At 34.1% G+C, this 16,194-nt stretch carries 13 protein-coding genes and 2 tRNA genes; 4 read left to right on the top strand and 11 right to left on the bottom strand.

Going from position 1 to position 16,194, the window contains the following annotated elements:
* Window positions 1-69: 69 nt before the first annotated feature.
* From CLV62_RS21870 to CLV62_RS03965, 8 genes are all read right to left on the bottom strand, one after another.
* Complete coding sequence (locus CLV62_RS21870) at window positions 70-294, bottom strand: hypothetical protein (RefSeq protein ID WP_185144244.1); 225 nt, start codon at window positions 292-294, stop codon at window positions 70-72.
* Window positions 295-938: 644 nt separating this feature from the next.
* Window positions 939-1,889: a hypothetical protein gene (locus tag CLV62_RS03995; protein ID WP_110309507.1), complete on the bottom strand. Its 951-nt coding sequence runs from the start codon at window positions 1,887-1,889 to the stop codon at window positions 939-941.
* A 52-nt stretch (window positions 1,890-1,941) separates the two neighbouring features.
* On the bottom strand, window positions 1,942-2,811 hold the full coding sequence (locus CLV62_RS03990) for an Abi-alpha family protein (RefSeq protein ID WP_110309506.1): 870 nt from the start codon (window positions 2,809-2,811) through the stop codon (window positions 1,942-1,944).
* An 80-nt stretch (window positions 2,812-2,891) separates the two neighbouring features.
* On the bottom strand, window positions 2,892-4,091 hold the full coding sequence (locus tag CLV62_RS03985; RefSeq protein ID WP_110309505.1) for a site-specific integrase: 1,200 nt from the start codon (window positions 4,089-4,091) through the stop codon (window positions 2,892-2,894).
* A gap of 113 nt (window positions 4,092-4,204) precedes the next feature.
* A tRNA-Phe gene (locus tag CLV62_RS03980) sits at window positions 4,205-4,277 on the bottom strand.
* Window positions 4,278-4,333: 56 nt separating this feature from the next.
* Window positions 4,334-7,291 carry a glycoside hydrolase family 3 N-terminal domain-containing protein gene (locus CLV62_RS03975; RefSeq protein WP_110309699.1) on the bottom strand — a complete coding sequence of 986 codons (2,958 nt, stop codon included), beginning with the start codon at window positions 7,289-7,291 and terminating at the stop codon, window positions 4,334-4,336.
* A gap of 126 nt (window positions 7,292-7,417) precedes the next feature.
* Window positions 7,418-8,245: a bifunctional metallophosphatase/5'-nucleotidase gene (locus CLV62_RS03970; RefSeq protein ID WP_110309504.1), complete on the bottom strand. Its 828-nt coding sequence runs from the start codon at window positions 8,243-8,245 to the stop codon at window positions 7,418-7,420.
* 76 nt (window positions 8,246-8,321) lie between these two features.
* Window positions 8,322-9,074: a 5'-nucleotidase C-terminal domain-containing protein gene (locus CLV62_RS03965; RefSeq protein WP_110309503.1), complete on the bottom strand. Its 753-nt coding sequence runs from the start codon at window positions 9,072-9,074 to the stop codon at window positions 8,322-8,324.
* Between the two features lie 555 nt (window positions 9,075-9,629).
* Between CLV62_RS03965 and CLV62_RS03960 the strand changes: the two genes are divergently transcribed.
* From CLV62_RS03960 to CLV62_RS03950, 3 genes are all read left to right on the top strand, one after another.
* Window positions 9,630-12,425 (top strand): TonB-dependent receptor, encoded by a 2,796-nt coding sequence (locus tag CLV62_RS03960; protein WP_110309502.1) that lies wholly within the window; start codon window positions 9,630-9,632, stop codon window positions 12,423-12,425.
* 118 nt (window positions 12,426-12,543) lie between these two features.
* A tRNA-Lys gene (locus CLV62_RS03955) sits at window positions 12,544-12,616 on the top strand.
* Window positions 12,617-12,856: 240 nt separating this feature from the next.
* The gene (locus CLV62_RS03950) at window positions 12,857-14,083 is read left to right on the top strand and encodes a site-specific integrase (RefSeq protein WP_110309501.1); all 1,227 of its coding nucleotides are present in this window, start codon (window positions 12,857-12,859) and stop codon (window positions 14,081-14,083) included.
* Between the two features lie 113 nt (window positions 14,084-14,196).
* Here CLV62_RS03950 and CLV62_RS03945 read toward each other — a convergent pair whose 3' ends face one another.
* Window positions 14,197-14,373: a helix-turn-helix domain-containing protein gene (locus tag CLV62_RS03945; protein WP_110309698.1), complete on the bottom strand. Its 177-nt coding sequence runs from the start codon at window positions 14,371-14,373 to the stop codon at window positions 14,197-14,199.
* 126 nt (window positions 14,374-14,499) lie between these two features.
* Window positions 14,500-14,793 (bottom strand): helix-turn-helix domain-containing protein, encoded by a 294-nt coding sequence (locus tag CLV62_RS03940; protein ID WP_110309500.1) that lies wholly within the window; start codon window positions 14,791-14,793, stop codon window positions 14,500-14,502.
* 320 nt (window positions 14,794-15,113) lie between these two features.
* Here CLV62_RS03940 and CLV62_RS03935 point away from each other — a divergent pair, with 320 nt between their 5' ends.
* On the top strand, window positions 15,114-15,626 hold the full coding sequence (locus tag CLV62_RS03935; protein WP_110309499.1) for a helix-turn-helix domain-containing protein: 513 nt from the start codon (window positions 15,114-15,116) through the stop codon (window positions 15,624-15,626).
* Between the two features lie 83 nt (window positions 15,627-15,709).
* Here the strand turns inward: CLV62_RS03935 and CLV62_RS22330 are convergent, their stop codons facing one another.
* Entirely contained in the window at window positions 15,710-16,081 is a 372-nt protein-coding gene (locus tag CLV62_RS22330; protein ID WP_221409213.1) for a transposase, read from the bottom strand.
* Window positions 16,082-16,194: the final 113 nt, after the last annotated feature.

Below are 16,194 nucleotides of genomic sequence, written 5' to 3'. Positions count from 1 at the left end.
AGGGTTTATTCCTAAATCTTGGAAGATTTTAATTACTTTGGGTAATGAGTCATAGACTACTGCAATCTTTCAGACCTTATGAACTCTTATATATTCCTCAATTTCATGAGTTGGGGTATCTCCATATATAGCTAGCACTTCTCCTTTATGTTCCTCCTTCTCAGCTTTATTATTTACCAAAGAAATGAAAGGCATAGCAACAATAGTATGCTTATCATTTTTCAATGCTAGTTCAGTTCCCCCACATCCTGTCACTCCTTTATTAAACAAGCAATTGACAGGTAGCTCTGTCATAAACTCTCCTAAGTAACTAGCTCACTCTGGAGCTTTAATTTTAATAGTATTCTTCATATTTATATTAATTATTAAATAATTCTGCTGTTAATGAGCAGTTTAATTGATATACTTTTTTTGTTTTAATTGATTCTATTATAGAGATTGGTATTTCAGACACAAAAAAAGCATGAAACTAGAATGAAATACTACTCTTATCTTTCTCTTGGAGGAGACTTATTACTAATGCTTCACATATGGAAAGTATTATAGTTAAACAACAAGAAGTCCTATTGACTCTTAGTCAATAAGGTTGATATAAAAATATGATGTATATGGATTATGTGAGAATGGAATCTTATTCTCTTGATTTATAGATACAAAGGTAGGTTAAATTATTGAGATTTCCTAATTTTTAGCCAACTATTTTTCTGTATTTAGTATAATTTAACTAAATATAGTTAAAGGGTAATATGCTCATAATGAGATTATTGACCTATCTTTTTTAGAACTAGAGAAGAGTAGCATGCTTCTAATTGTTAAATTGAGAAGATGTAGTATTCCTACCACCTCTAAGTTGTTTTTACACCTCTAAAATTTTAGGTCTACAGCAGTAGTAAATAACAAGTTGCCAGTTGATATGCTCTTGAGAGATTTTACTTTATTTATGAAGTCAATTCATCATATGATATAGTAACCTTATTTAATTTCTTCAAGTTGCTAGCTGTTGCATCATAATTCAGATTGACAATAATTATATAATAGGTCTTACCATTAAATATAATTCTATTAGGGAGTTTATTATCAGGTTCTATATTCTCAATTTCTATCTCAACTTGATCAAGATTGAAAACTACTAAATAACCTATATTCTTATGATAGTCATTAGCATACTTCACTATCTGAGTAAAGCCACTAATTATTCTATCTTTCTTATATCCTTTCTCTGAATCATAGATTTTAATTTCCATCACCAGAGGGTCTTCTGTATCAACTAAACTAATAACATCTGCTCTTCCAGAAGCTGATTTAGGAGTAGAGAAAGGATAATTTATTCCTTGGTCAAATAAATACAATCTAATATCATCTTCTAAGACTTGTTCATACTGTCTGTTAAGGGTATTCTTATATTTATCCCTTAAAGAATCTTTAGTAAACCACTCTGTTCTTAACTTATATTTTTCTAAGATATATAGTATATAGCTAATATTATCAAGAGATTCATCAACGTAGTTGATTATAGGATATATTATTCTATTCAAAAAATTCAGATTGCACTCAAGAGGTTGTGTGCCAAATGAGTCATCCCAAGTTGGGGTATATTCTGATTTATAGTAATGCTCCAGTGTATGAATTAAATAAGATAGCTTGTGCTCTCTGTCTTTATATTTTACATTATTGTAACTTAATTCCCTTAACCAATTATTAAGAGTCATATTATTTATTGGATACTTTATAATAATATTGTTGATGATTTCTTTTAATATAGGTTCACTCTGTATTCTATCATAGAAAAAATTTAACTCATCATGAAAATCATTAAAATCACAGCTAGTTAATTGTTTTTTATAAATTTGAAGATTATCTTTTAGATGAAGATTATAGTATTTACTCATTTTTTGTATTTTATGAAGATTCAATTATTGTAGATAATTATGAAGTTATATCTCACTTCTCATTAATGTCTTTTATGCACATATTTAAGAATCCTTTACCTAGTTCTGTAAGTTGTAAATATCCATATTGAATTATAATTTCAGTTTTATATTCAAGGTCTTCAGTGAATACTTCATTAATTACAGAATGAGCTTCATCTATTACATTTTTATATTTTTCCTCTAAATTTTGATAAGTAAGAATCCTATTTTTATCATATGAATCTTTAGAGTCTAGTAATCCATTTAATTTAAGATTTTCTAGGTATATATTTATATTATTGGGATAATTTAAATTAAAATCTACTTCTATTCCTGTTAGTTGTTTAACTAAAATAGAATCTTTAGCATGACCATTCTCTATAAATTTAGCTTTTTCTAAAAGAGAATTAATTAATGCATCTGAGCCATTTCCTTCTTTGGGATTTTTTCTAACTGCAATATTTATATATGGAATACAATCTTTAATTTCAGAAAGGATTATTGCCTCATCTGTAGATATTCTATTTAAGATATCTAGATATGCAGGATGTATGAAAATTAAAGTTTCTTCAAATGAAGCCTTAGCTAGTAAATTTATAAATGCATTAGATAAATCCTCTTGATTTAGATATGTCAATTTTTCTATTATAGGAAGACCTATATGTTGAGGAACTTCTGTTAAAGTTAAACCTTCTACTGCATTTATTTTTTCAGAGTATTTTTCTATATTCTTCTGAAAATAAACTTTAGATCTTTCATTCAATAGTCTTAAGGGTAGTAATATTAAAGTAGCACTATCCATTACTACAGCCAAAGCTTCTCCAGCTTTTTTCATACTTGGCTTAAATAAATCTTTATACACTTCGTTAATTGGAAGTTGTTCAAATAATTTTCCTAGCATAGTTTCAAGTTTTTCTTTTAGTAAAAATACATAATCTAATGAAAGAATAGTTATTAATTCAATAGATTATGTATTAAATCTTATAATAAATTCTTCATAGCTTCATTAATTTGACTATTCTCAAAGCTATCTAAGTAGGTCTGAGTAACTTTTTCATTACTATGACCTAATGACTCACTAATGATAGAAGTAGATACACCAGACCTCTTTAAAACAGTAGCAAATGAGTGTCTTGCAACGTAAGTTGTTAAGCTGATTGGTATATTCAATTCTTCTCCAATAGCTTTTAATTCTCTGTTAACCTTAGTTATCACCTTATGAACTCTATTGATTCTTTGCTGCTCAGTTATATGGTAATCAGATAAAATAGGAAAGATATATTTACTTTCATTATATTTTTGATGCAATTCTATAGCTACCTGATGGATAGGCATTTTGATTAACTTCTTAGTTTTTCTTCTTGAGTAAATTAATTGATTACCAATTATATTATCTTTTGTTAGATAAGCCATATCAACAAAGTTAATACCTCCCATGACATAAGAATAGGTAAATAGCTCTATAGCTAATAGGGTATAACCCTCTCTATTTGCAGTATCATAGTATATTATCTTGTATATATCCTCTTTTTTCAATGCTCTTTTAGCAGTCTTTTGATGTAGTTTAGATACTTTATAGGCTTTAAATGGATAATATTCAGCTTTAACTATTCCTTCTTCCAGAGCTGAGTTATATATAGCTCTCAAAGTCCTAAATCTAATACCTATAGTATTTTCTTTTAAGCCTCCCTCTCTTAACCATGATTCATAATTTCTAAGCCATGCAACATCAATATCTGAAAAATATATATTCAGATGCTTATTATATTTGATAAGTGAGTTATATACTTGTAGTATAGAAGCTGCATATCCACTCCTCTTTTGAACTTTTAGAGAAGATATATACTTTAAGAAGTAATCTCCTACTGGAATATTCTTTATAGGCTTATTAACTCTCTCTAATAAAGTAGATAAGGTATAATCTTTATCTTCTGCTTTAAACTCCAATACCAACTTTCTATACTGTCCTATTAGTTTGGCTGAAAGTTCTAATATCAAATCTCTATTTGGAGTGTTAGGTTTAGGTTGATTTTTATTAAAATCCCAATCTTCAAATTTGGTTGACACACCAATACTTTTATACTTCCTCTGCCTATCCTTAGTCAATCTTAGCATTAAAGGATACTCATTGTTTTTCAATACCTTTGAAGTGTAGCATATCACATCAATAGTTATACTCATGGTTTACACACTGGTTTACACAACCTATGTAAATCACCATCTAAACATAGCTTTAAGGGAATAAAAAAAGAGCTACATTTTCATGTAACTCTTTAATCTAAAACTTTTTAAAGTGGTGCCACCAAGAATCGAACTAGGGACACAAGGATTTTCAGTCCTTTGCTCTACCAACTGAGCTATGGCACCTTAACCGTTTTGCGATTGCAAAGGTATAACAATTTTCTATATCTGCAAGCGGATGCCTATTTTTTTTCTTTATTTATCGCATTATATATAACCGACTGTATTCGCGGACGGATATTCAAGCTGGACAACTTCTTGTGTGTACGAGAGGGATTCACCCTGTTAGACAAGAAGATATAGATCATATTATTGTCGGGATCGACCCAGAAACAAGTACCTGTAAAACCCGTATGCCCATATACACTCACAGGGGTTTGGGGAGCTGTTGGGCTTGATCTGTTATTACGGGGGTCGGGTTTATCGAATCCGAGCCCTCTCCTACTGTTCGGACTTTTAGTTGTAGTAAACAAACGTGTTGTTTCTTTACTTAAATATCTTTCGCCTCCATAGGTGCCCAAATTAAGCCACATTTGATAAAGCTTAGCCAGATCATTGGCATTTGAAAATAGTCCTGCATTTCCCGACACACCGCCTAAAAACGCTGCTCCTTCATCGTGCACATAACCTTGCAATAATTGCTTCCTCAGAAAATCATCCTGCTCGGTAGGAACAATCCTGTTTTTCTCAAACTTTGTAAGGGGATTATACATAGTTGTTGCAGCACCCAATTTCTGATAAAAATTATTCTGCAAGAATGTACTTAAATCTGTATCGCTCACTTGCTCCACAACCTCTTTAAGCAACATAAAATTCAAACAGCTGTAAAGATACGATTTATTTGCTCTCAATTTACTTTCGGCTATACGATAAAGGATTGTATCCTGATAAGTGTCGCTTATATATAAATTTTCAGAAACTCTCTTTGAAAAGCCGGGCTTCGAAACTTCGGATATCAAATTCGATTTATATTTGAAATCAGTTCTCGCCCATGCTCCGTTATCAATTAATGCGGGATAAGAGACTTCTTGTTTATAACTAATAAGTCTACCCGAATAACTATCGGGATCAATCGCAGGCATGTAATACTGAATAAAAGAGGGCAATCCTGTTTCATGGAACAGAGCCTGTCTTATCGTTAGATTCTCCTTATCCGTATTTCTTAATTGTGATACGGATTTACTCAATGGAGACTGCAGAGTGATCTTTTTTTCATCATACAGTTTCATTATAGCAGGAACGGTAGCTGAGGCTTTAGACATGGAAGCAAGATCATAAATATCCTCATTCGTGACCTCCTGAAACCCATTATATTCGAACGAACCGAATGATTGATTATAAATAACAACCCCATCTTTTGCAATCAAAACCTGACAACCCGGGAAAGCTTGTTGAGCAATTCCATCCTTCACAATCTCCTGTATTTTATCAAGGTCAGACGATTTTATACCCACCTCTTCGGGGAGATTATACCCCAGTCGTGTTTTTGCAGTTTCTATTCCATCCCCTATCGCATACAAGCCTCTTACTGTCACAGGAAGCTTTCCCGAGATGTTATTTCCTCCGAAAATAGCTTGAGCCGCATATTCCTGCGCAAAGGGCGTATTTTCATATCCCAGAACAACAGCATCGGTACTTTTTATGACGGAATTAAATCGAGCCATACTATAAGGCGAGGTAAAGAAGGTAATAACGCTTTGTTTTCCTTCAACCAAACTCTGTATATCATTACTGGAAAAGATTCTGTTAGAATGAACAGAAACCAATACAGTATTATAGCCACTTAATTCCGGTTGCAGCTTTTTCAGTTCGGCAATACTCATTACATTAAAGCAAGTAATATCACCATATAACTTTAAAGTAGTATGGAAGGGATTATTACGAGATGCACCCAAAGAAACTGCTGCTATTTTCTTCTTATCCAAAGACTTTAAAGGAACCATCTTATCTTCATTTTTCAACAAAGTGATTGCTTCTTCATTTAATTTTCGGCAAAGCCATTCAGCAGAGGATGTATTTATTCGTTGAGACAGATTATCTACATCAATAGGTTTCACACCTTTACTTAAACCTAAGAGGTACTTATATTCCAGTATTTTACGACAACGAACATTTATTATTGAATCACTTAATACTCCACTTTCTACAGCAAGCTTCAAAGCCTCAAACTGTTTTTTTGCGTTTAATGGCCCTAACAATAAATCGTTACCGGCCAGAATAGCCCTCACACTCATATCTTTTTCAACGGATACACCTTTCATTGCAAGCCCGTCTGTAAAGATAAGTCCGCTAAAACCCAATTCTGTTTGTAACAAATCTGTTACAATCGGTTTGGATAAAGAACTCGGAGCTCCACTATTATCCCAGGCAGGAATATTAAGATGACCGGTCATTATACTTGCCAAACCTGCATCTATATACTTTTTAAAAGGTACCAGCTCCACACTCTCGAGGCGGTCTTTATCGTGATTTATAAGAGGCAACGTTTTATGAGAATCTGTAGACGTATCACCATGCCCCGGAAAATGTTTTGCTACAGGCAATACTTCGCCGTCTTCCAAACCACGGGCATAAGCAATACCAAGGGCAGCCACACGATTCGGATCTTCCCCAAAGGAGCGTATACCGATCACGGGATTAGAAGGATTACTATTCACATCTATATCAGGGGCAAAATTAACCTGTATACCCATCAATCGGCATTGACGAGCCATCTCCCTGCCATAATAGTAAATAAGGGAATCGTTTTTAATAGCTCCCAACATCATATTTTTAGGAAAACGGGGAGTATTATCCAAGCGCATCGACAACCCCCATTCCCCATCGAAGGTAATCATCAACGGTACACGGGCATTCTCCTGAGCCAGATTGGTCAGTACAGCCTGATTTTGGGGAGTACCTTTAGAGAATAACACTCCTCCCGCATACTGGTCTCTAACTAATCCGACTAACTTCTGACGATTAGCAGCACCGTTATCTCCATTCACATGTATAATTATCAATTGACCTATACGCTCATCCAATGACATATGGTTATAAACAGAATCAACCCATTGCCGCATTTTCAGTTTATCCGCATTTTTCATCATTAAAGGTTCTATCTGATCTTTCGGGAAACACGAAAAAACAGAAAGAAACATACATGCAATCAAATTAAGTAACAGAAAATATTTAATGTCGTATTTCAGAATCATAATTATCAGTTGTTGTTTTGCTTACCAAAGCAATAAAAAGATTTGAGACCTTAAAAATGATCCCCTTTCCCGTTATTTTTTAATTTTATCCAGCTCTACCTCTATTTTATTCACATACGCCCCATTTTTCCCTGTTTGAAAAATCATGACTTCTTTTCCATCCAGATTTTTACGCATGTCAGGTGTTTCCATATAGGTATGAGAATGACCGCCTATAATGATATCCACATTCTTCGATTGCTCAGCCAATTGTATATCTGAATTATAACCTACGTGCGATAAACAGATAATCAAATCACACTGCTTTGACTCTTTGAGTATTTTAGCATAAAAATTCACACTGCTTATAACAGGTTTAAACTCCATCCCTTCGTACTTATTCTTTTGCACAAGCCCTTCAGGATCTACACCAACCCCTAATACACCGATCCTTAATCCAAATCTATTCAAAACAACATAAGGCTTTATATCATCTTTAAGAACTGTTTTAGAAAAATCGTAGTTGCAGTTAAGAATAGGAAAGTCGAGCCTTTCAACGATCATTTTTAACGTATCCAATCCATAATCAAATTCATGATTACCCAAAGTTCCGGCATCGTATTTCATCAGATTCATCGCTTGAGTTTCCACCCTTCCATGAAAAATATTAAAATAGGGCGTGCCTTGTACAAAATCACCCGCATCAAACAGTAACACATTCGGGTTTTGTTTTCTCATTTCTGAGATAAAAGCTTCACGTGCTACAACACCGCCCATACCGCCATAACTCTTGTCACTATCGGGTAACGGCTCTATACGGCTATGAGTATCGTTTGTTCCCAAGATTACAATCTTTTTTTGGGCGTTTACCATCAATCCTACACAGAGCAGAGTAAACAATAATATATTTTTTAGTCTCATTATAAATATTTTCTTTTTTAAAGTCAAACAAACCTTGTTGACTATGCTTATCAAAACAACAAAAAGGTCAGTGACCTTACTTCTCTACAGTTATCCTTCCGTCTAATACCGACGATATTTGTTTGCCATCCGCTGTTTGATCTTTTACATATTGCATCATAGCATCACGCAGTGTTATTCCCGGTTCTATAACCTCCAGAGAGTTCTTGAAAGCTTCCAGACCATCATTACCGTCTGCCAAATAATCAAGGGTAATAATTGTATACACCTTATTCTTATCCACAGGCTGACCTTTTACCGTAGCAGATACTAACTTTCCGTCTTTAATAATTAGCTTTACGGTCGATGATATTCCTGCACCTCCCATTTTTGCATAAGATTCAAACGCATCCAATAAATCATTTCCTTTGAGTTTTATCAAAACAAGCGTATTCTCAAATGAATATATTTCAAAAATATTACCTACCGTTATATTACCTTTAGCCAGATTAGCTCGATGCCCATGGACATTCATACATGCTAAGTCGCATGCTCCATTCATATACTTCCCTCCGTAAGCCTCCATCACATCCGATGTAAGGTTTGTCAACAAACTCTCGGGGCGGGCATAAGTCATATCTTGTGTGGAAATCCCTATCACCTGATTCATCTCATTGTCAAGCTTTACTTTGTATTTATCAACAAGGGCTTCCACTTCATTATCACTTTGAGGATAGTCTGCCGCCACAATCGGATATCGCTGAGCTTGCAGACTTGTAACAACATATTGTTGTCGGGAGCAGGAAAAGCACAATGCAATCAACATCGCACCTCCAATCATTTTTTTCATATATATTCTTTTATTGTTCCAATCAAGAGTTGAAAAGTTCTATTATAAAAACTCATTAAGTAACAAAACACAAACAATTAAGTAACAAAAGAACCGATAAACAGCTAATAAGTGTCACCTTTGAGACCCCTATAAACATCTGTATTTCAGCAAATAAACATCTAGAAAGTTACAAAGGTAACAAAAGTGACACTTATTCCGCGGTTTTATTTCCTCCTTGCTTACTGCTTTCCGATTCGGGCAGGGGCCAGTCCAACTGTTACTTTTTTTCAGACCAATAACTATTGACTTACAGCTATTTACTGATAGATAAAAAGCTCAACTATCCATTCGAATTAAACCTGCAATTTTAAAACAAAGCAGTTTTCATTTAAAATTCAAATTTAGCTAATAAATAATTTTTAACGGATTCTAAAAATTTAATAATTCGTAAATCCGGAGAGATTGCGAAGTTTCTACAAAAAAATATAAAAAAAAGAAGATTTCCGATTAAACCTTTTAATAAAATCTTGGTCTGATGATATTAATCATTCAACAATAATGCCTTTTTAATCAATGAAAAAAATACTGCTTGCATTTGCCATGGTAATCTGCTCTCTTTTGCCTCTTACTGCCCAAAATAATATACGAATCACAGGAACTGTTTTAGATAAAGCGGATAATGATCCAATTGAACAGGCTGGCATACGAATATTACGAGAAAAAGACAGTACTTACGTTAAAGGATTAGCAACGGACGATGCAGGTAAATTTCTCGTCACTGTAAGTCCGGGTAAATACATTATAAATGTATCGTATCTGGGATATAAAGAATCCTTTATAAACGTGGATGCAAGCAAAAAGTCTGTTGTGATGGATAACATATTTTTAAGCGCTGACGGGATTATGCTTAGTGAAGCAGTTGTGACAGCAAAAGCCGCTGAAATTGCAATAAAAGGCGATACAATAGAGTACAATGCCGATTCGTATAAAGTACAACCCAGTGCAGTGGTGGAGGATTTACTAAAAAAGATGCCGGGAGCAGAAGTCGATTCTGAAGGAAAAATAACAATCAATGGAAAAGAAATCAAAAAAATATTAGTTGACGGAAAAGAATTCTTCACCAGCGACCCTAAAGTTGCATCCAAGAACCTTCCTGCCGCAATGGTGGATAAACTGCAAGTACTCGACCGAAAATCGGACATGTCGCAAATGACAGGCTTTGATGACGGCGAAGACGAAACAGTTATCAATTTAACTATAAAGAAAAACATGAAACAGGGTATGTACGGAAGTGCAACCAGTGGATTGGGTAGTGATGATAGATATGGCGTTAGTGGTATAGCCAACTATATGCGCAACGATAATCAGTTTACATTGATGGGCGGATCGAATAATACCAATAATGAAGGTTTTACAGATAATGCCGGTAACTCGTTCAGAGGGCTACGAACCGGAGGTATGAATTTTGGTGGAGGAAACGGTATTACAGAATCGACAACAGGAGGATTTAACTTTTCGATGACTCCCTCCGACAAACTAAAATGGGGAGGTAACACCCGTGTTGGAACGACTGAGAATGATCTAAGAACAAATAGCCGTGTGCAATTCATCACCAATGCCCCTAAGGGTAATCAATTTCAGAATACAGATAGCAAAGGAATCAATAATAGTGACAATGCAGGCGCAGATCTTCGTTTCGAATGGACTCCGGATTCGTTAACTAAGGTAATTTTTTCTCCCAGTTTGCAATATGGCAAAAACAAGACTTCGAGTATAAGCGACTTTCTTACTACGTATGAGAACGTTAATGATAGCTTGAACTGGGGTAATTCGACCTACTTCTCAGAAGGCGAAAGCCGATCGGCAAATGCAAGATTAGAAGTAAGCCGTAAGTTAGGAAAAAAAGGAAGAGTTCTTAGCTTCAGCATATCAGGAGGGTTTAACGATTTAGACAACGATATAGAAAGCTGGTCTAAAAAAACAATGAGATTGAATTCCGGTCGAGATTCACTCTCACTTATCGATATACGTACCAATCAGGATAATCAGGGATATAATTGGAGAGCCTATTTATCGTATGTAGAACCTATCGGAAAAAATAACTTCATTCAGTTTAATTACAGCTTTAGAAAAAACTATTCGGTAGCAGATCAAAACACATACCGAAACGATGGTTTGGGTAATTATACAATTATTGATACTACTGCAACAAAAGATTTGAAAAATATCTTTATAAATCAGGAGATAAGCCTCAACTTCAAATCGGTTAGAGCTAAATATAATTATACTGTCGGGGTAATGCTCCAACCCTCTAAGACGGACAACTGGATTATCACACCTAATAAGAATGACACAATCTCAAACAATGTACTTAATTATGCTCCCGTAGCTCAATTCAATTATCTATGGGATAAACGACATAATCTACGTATCGATTACTCGGGAACAACCACTCAACCAACAACTACCCAACTATCGAGTGTAAGAGATGAATCCAACCCGCTAAGGATAACCTATGGTAATCCTAACTTAAAACCAACATTCAGCAATCGATTCAGAATACGTTATCAAAAATTTAACCCGGAGAAAGCTAGTGCCATTATGGTATTCGGGGGATTCGATTTTGCATCGAATGACATTGTTTCCAGAACTTATTCATTCGAAGGAGGCAGACAAGAGAGTACTTTTGATAACATAAACGGTAATTGGAGTACAAATTTAAGATTGATAATGAATCGTCCCCTGAGAAATAAAAAATTCTCTGTCAACTCGATGACATTCGGAAATTATACCCGAAGTAATGGATATATCGATTCATTAAAAAACACTGCTAACATTCTTAATCTAGCAGAAAGTTTAGGGCTGCAATACCGATCCGAACTCTTCGATTTTGGAATTAGAGGTAACATCAGATATACCACTAGTAATAATAGCCTAAATAGTAATCTGAATCAAGCAATTTACAATTATGGAGGTAGTTTTAATACAACATGGTATTTACCCTATAATCTTATAGTGGACACAGATCTGAACTATTCAGCAAATGCAGGAACGACCCAAGGATTTGAACTTAATGAATGGCTGTGGAATGCATCTATGTCAAAGCAGGTATTTAGAGCAAAAAATGGCACAATCAAATTTAGCATCTATGATATTCTACATCAAAAAACGAACATATCTCAATCACTCCAAACCCAGTCAAATAGTGAAACGATAACCAATGTTTTAGAAAGCTACTTCATGGTAAGTTTCATTTACCGTTTTCAGATATTCAAAGGTGGTGCAAAGATGACGGATATGAACAATAATGATTCTGGTCCAAGATTTGGTCCTCCGGGAGGAGGTGGAAGATCTCCTCGCCGCTTGTAAAGACAGGCTATCTATGAATAGCAAAAGAATCTTTCTCCGAAATATTTTCAATACGCTATTGGATATATAATTTATTATACTACCTTTGCACTCGCTTTGAAAGAAAAGCCAATAGGTAGATTCCGTAGCTCAGTTGGTAGAGCACATCACTTTTAATGATGGGGTCCTGGGTTCGAGCCCCAGCGGGATCACAAAAAATCGAAGAAAACAACTGCAAACTCCTGATAATCAAACATTATCGGGAGTTTTCTTTTTTATAAAATTCACACATTTATGCGAAATAACGCATAGATTTACGTCAAAAAAGGTGGACTTTGTTTTTAAGTATTTTTTTAGTCCACCTTATTGTCTACATTTCGTTGATTCACAGATTTTTGCATAGCTTATTTTTGAAATTGAATGTTTAATTTTAACCGTTCTAAAATTCAAAAATTATGTTGGATCGAAATTATTTTTCAGTGCTTTTCTTTATCAAGAAAACCAAACTGCTTAAAAACCGTGAAGCCCCTATTTGCCTTAGAATTACCGTAAACAAAAAGCGTGCGGAAGTCCAGATTAAACGGAGTGTTCCGGTTAATAAGTGGGATGCTAAAAAAGAATGTTGTAAAGCTAAAGATAAAAGCGGCGAAGAACTGAACCATTACCTGTTGTCGGTCAAGACTAAGGTGCTGCGTATCCACAGGGAGCTTGAACAGGACAATAAGCCTATTACCGCAGAAATCATTAAAAAAAGGTTCTATGGAGAATATATACCACCCAAAATGCTACTGGAAGTTTTCAATGAGCATAACAAAAGGTGCAGGGAGCTTATCGGAAAAGATTATGTGGAAAAGGTTGTTCAGCGTTATGAACGAACCGTAACTTATCTGCAAGAATTTATGAAAGCCTCTTATAAGATAAGCGATATCCCCTTTAACAGTATCAATACAGCATTTATCGTAGAATTCGAACACTTTCTGAAGACAGAAAAAAGTTGTGCTCAAAATACGACAGTTAAATACATTAAGAATCTGAAGAAGATTACCAATTATGCGGCCGCAAACAGGTGGATGGAATCAGCTCCTTTCACTGGTGTAAAATTAAGGCAGGAAAAAACAAACCGTGATTTTCTTGTGGAAGAGGAATTAACCAGAATTATTGAGAAAGACTTTGAGAATCCCAGGCTTATGCTGATAAAAGATATATTCGTCTTTTGCTCGTTTACAGGGTTAGCCTTCTCCGATGTACAGGGACTTAAACAGCACCATATATTCCGGGATAATGAAGGAGCTTACTGGATCAGGAAAACCAGGGTAAAGACAGATATTATGTGTAATATTCCACTGATGGATATACCGTTGAAACTGATAGAAAAATATAGGTCAAATCCTGAATGTGAAATTTATAATAAGGTCTTTCCTGTACCGTCCAATCAGAAGATGAATGAATACCTCAAGGAAATAGCTTCAATTTGCAATATTGACAAGAATCTTTCGACACACATTGCACGTCATACCTTTGCCTGTCTTGCACTGGCCAATAATATATCTATCGAATCCATCGCCAAGATGCTGGGACACACCAGTACAAGGACAACTGCGATATATGCCAGAGTACTTGACAGTACATTAAAAAATCAGATGGAATCCCTGAGAAAGAAGTTTGCAGTGAATGCTTAAGTTTAACCAATTAAAATCATATCTGAGACTTATTAAAGTTTCGGGTATGATTTAATTGAATACATTATGTCAAAGAACGTTCACTTCTTAATAATTCAATTATTTTATTTCCTTTATTTCTCCTCCTTCCAACTATCATAGTAATTATCCGCAAGAAATTTGAGTATATCGGATTGCTTATAGAGTATCTTCCCTTCCAGTTTATAAAAGGGTATCTTCCCGTGATCCCTGTAGTCCTGTAGAGAGCGTTGGCTGATATGCAGAAGATCACTCAGCTCTTTATTATCCAGAAATTGTTCCCCGTTTAATAGAGGTTTGCTGAATTCCTTATAATATAAATAAGCTTTTTATATTTCATCCACCATCTGTAGAATAGATGTTATTTCAGTCGAATTTTTATCAATAGCTTCCATAAATTATTTCTTTTTAGTTTTTGCAACCTTGCCTTTGTGTTCTTCAACAAACTTCAGTACATCTTCCTCTTTATACAGACATTTGCCGTGAAACATGGTAAATGCAAGTAAATCCTTATCTCTGTAATATTGGAGGGTTCTTAACGATATACCCAGTATTTTGCAAACATCATAATTATCCAGCATTTTGGGCATTTTTGCAGTAGATAGTACTTCCTTTGTTACCTGCTTATGAATCTCGGCAATTTTACCATGTATGTAAGAAAGTGTGTCCTTGTTTATTATTTTATAATCCATATGATATATTTTTAAATCATATCGAAATTTATCTTACTTTTCCTATAAAATAAATATATGTCTTTACATTTCACTTGTTTTCATTTGATTACATCTGCGAATCGCATTCATTTTTTAAATGATAACTAAAAAACTGCAATCCATTTAATTATTCATTTTCAAATATTACCTGTTCATCAGATGATTATGCTTCTTTTTGAGACAAGCATATCAGATATTTTATTAAATTTGAAGTATTAACAATTACCGTTGAGAAAAAATATACTATTTTTATAGTAATTTGTAAGTAAGAACCGGATTTGAACTAAAAAAGCAGCGATATGGACATAGATACAGCAAAAAGAAAAGAGAAAAAGCCACATCACGGAAGAAATATCAGAAGGGCAAGGGTATTTTTCGATAAAAATCAGGAAGAACTGGCCATGTTATTAAATACCAATCAGAAGGCTGTCTATAATCTTGAACAACAGGAAATAGTAGATGATAAAATCCTTATGCAGGTAGCTAATATATTTAATCTTCCTGTTGAATTTTTCAAAAAAGTTCAACCCGATGATATGGTACAAAAGTATGTTTTAGAAAATAATACTCTAACTGTTGGAGATAATGCACTTGATAGCTTTAATTTAAATGGAGCCATAAACAATACAATTACAATAACTGGAGATGCAAAGTATATAAAGCTTTGTGAGGATTTAAGTAAAGTGCATGAAAAGGTTATTAAAATAGTTACCAAAGATCTAAATACGGAAACTGCAAAAAACAAGAAACTTGAAGCTGAACTAGCCCGTGTTCAGAAAGAACTGGAAAAATATAAAAATTCAACTAAATAATATTTCTTTAGTTGAATTAAAGTAAATAAGCAGACCACCAAATACAGTAGTGGTCGGAATTTCTTCCGACCACTTTTTGTTTTCTAAGTTCTGAAGAATATTGAGGGGTCACCACCATATTCGATCACAATCATTGAAATTATCAGGTTTCTGATTTCCATGGTGAATCTTCCCTTAGCAGTTTTATAACCAATATTATTGGCATGCTTGTATATCAATATAAGCATCGCAACAATCAAAGTCATATATAGCATGACTTCTATTCCATTCTTATTTAGTGAAACCAAATGACTCCCATTGAGTTCCTGTTTTATGAAGCGGAAAAATACTTCGATATCCCATCTACACCTGTAAGCATCTGTAATTTCTTTGGCTGAGAGATCAAACTCATTAGTAATGCGAATCAGTAGTTGAACTTTTCCGCTGATTTGTTTAGTTAAAATGTTTATAATCAATAAAATAAGCGATTGATTATTTGCTCAATCTCTTGAAAATCATTAACTTAAAAGAATAATCCCCATTATTTTTCAGTTATGATTCCCAAGAAGAAAGAGCTTAAACTGATAAA

Origin of the sequence: Indolivaga alginatilytica, from assembly GCF_003201355.1 — a bacterium.
Taxonomy (GTDB): Bacteria; Bacteroidota; Bacteroidia; order Bacteroidales; family Dysgonomonadaceae; genus Dysgonomonas_A; species Dysgonomonas_A alginatilytica.
This window is presented reverse-complemented; position numbering and strand designations above follow the sequence as displayed.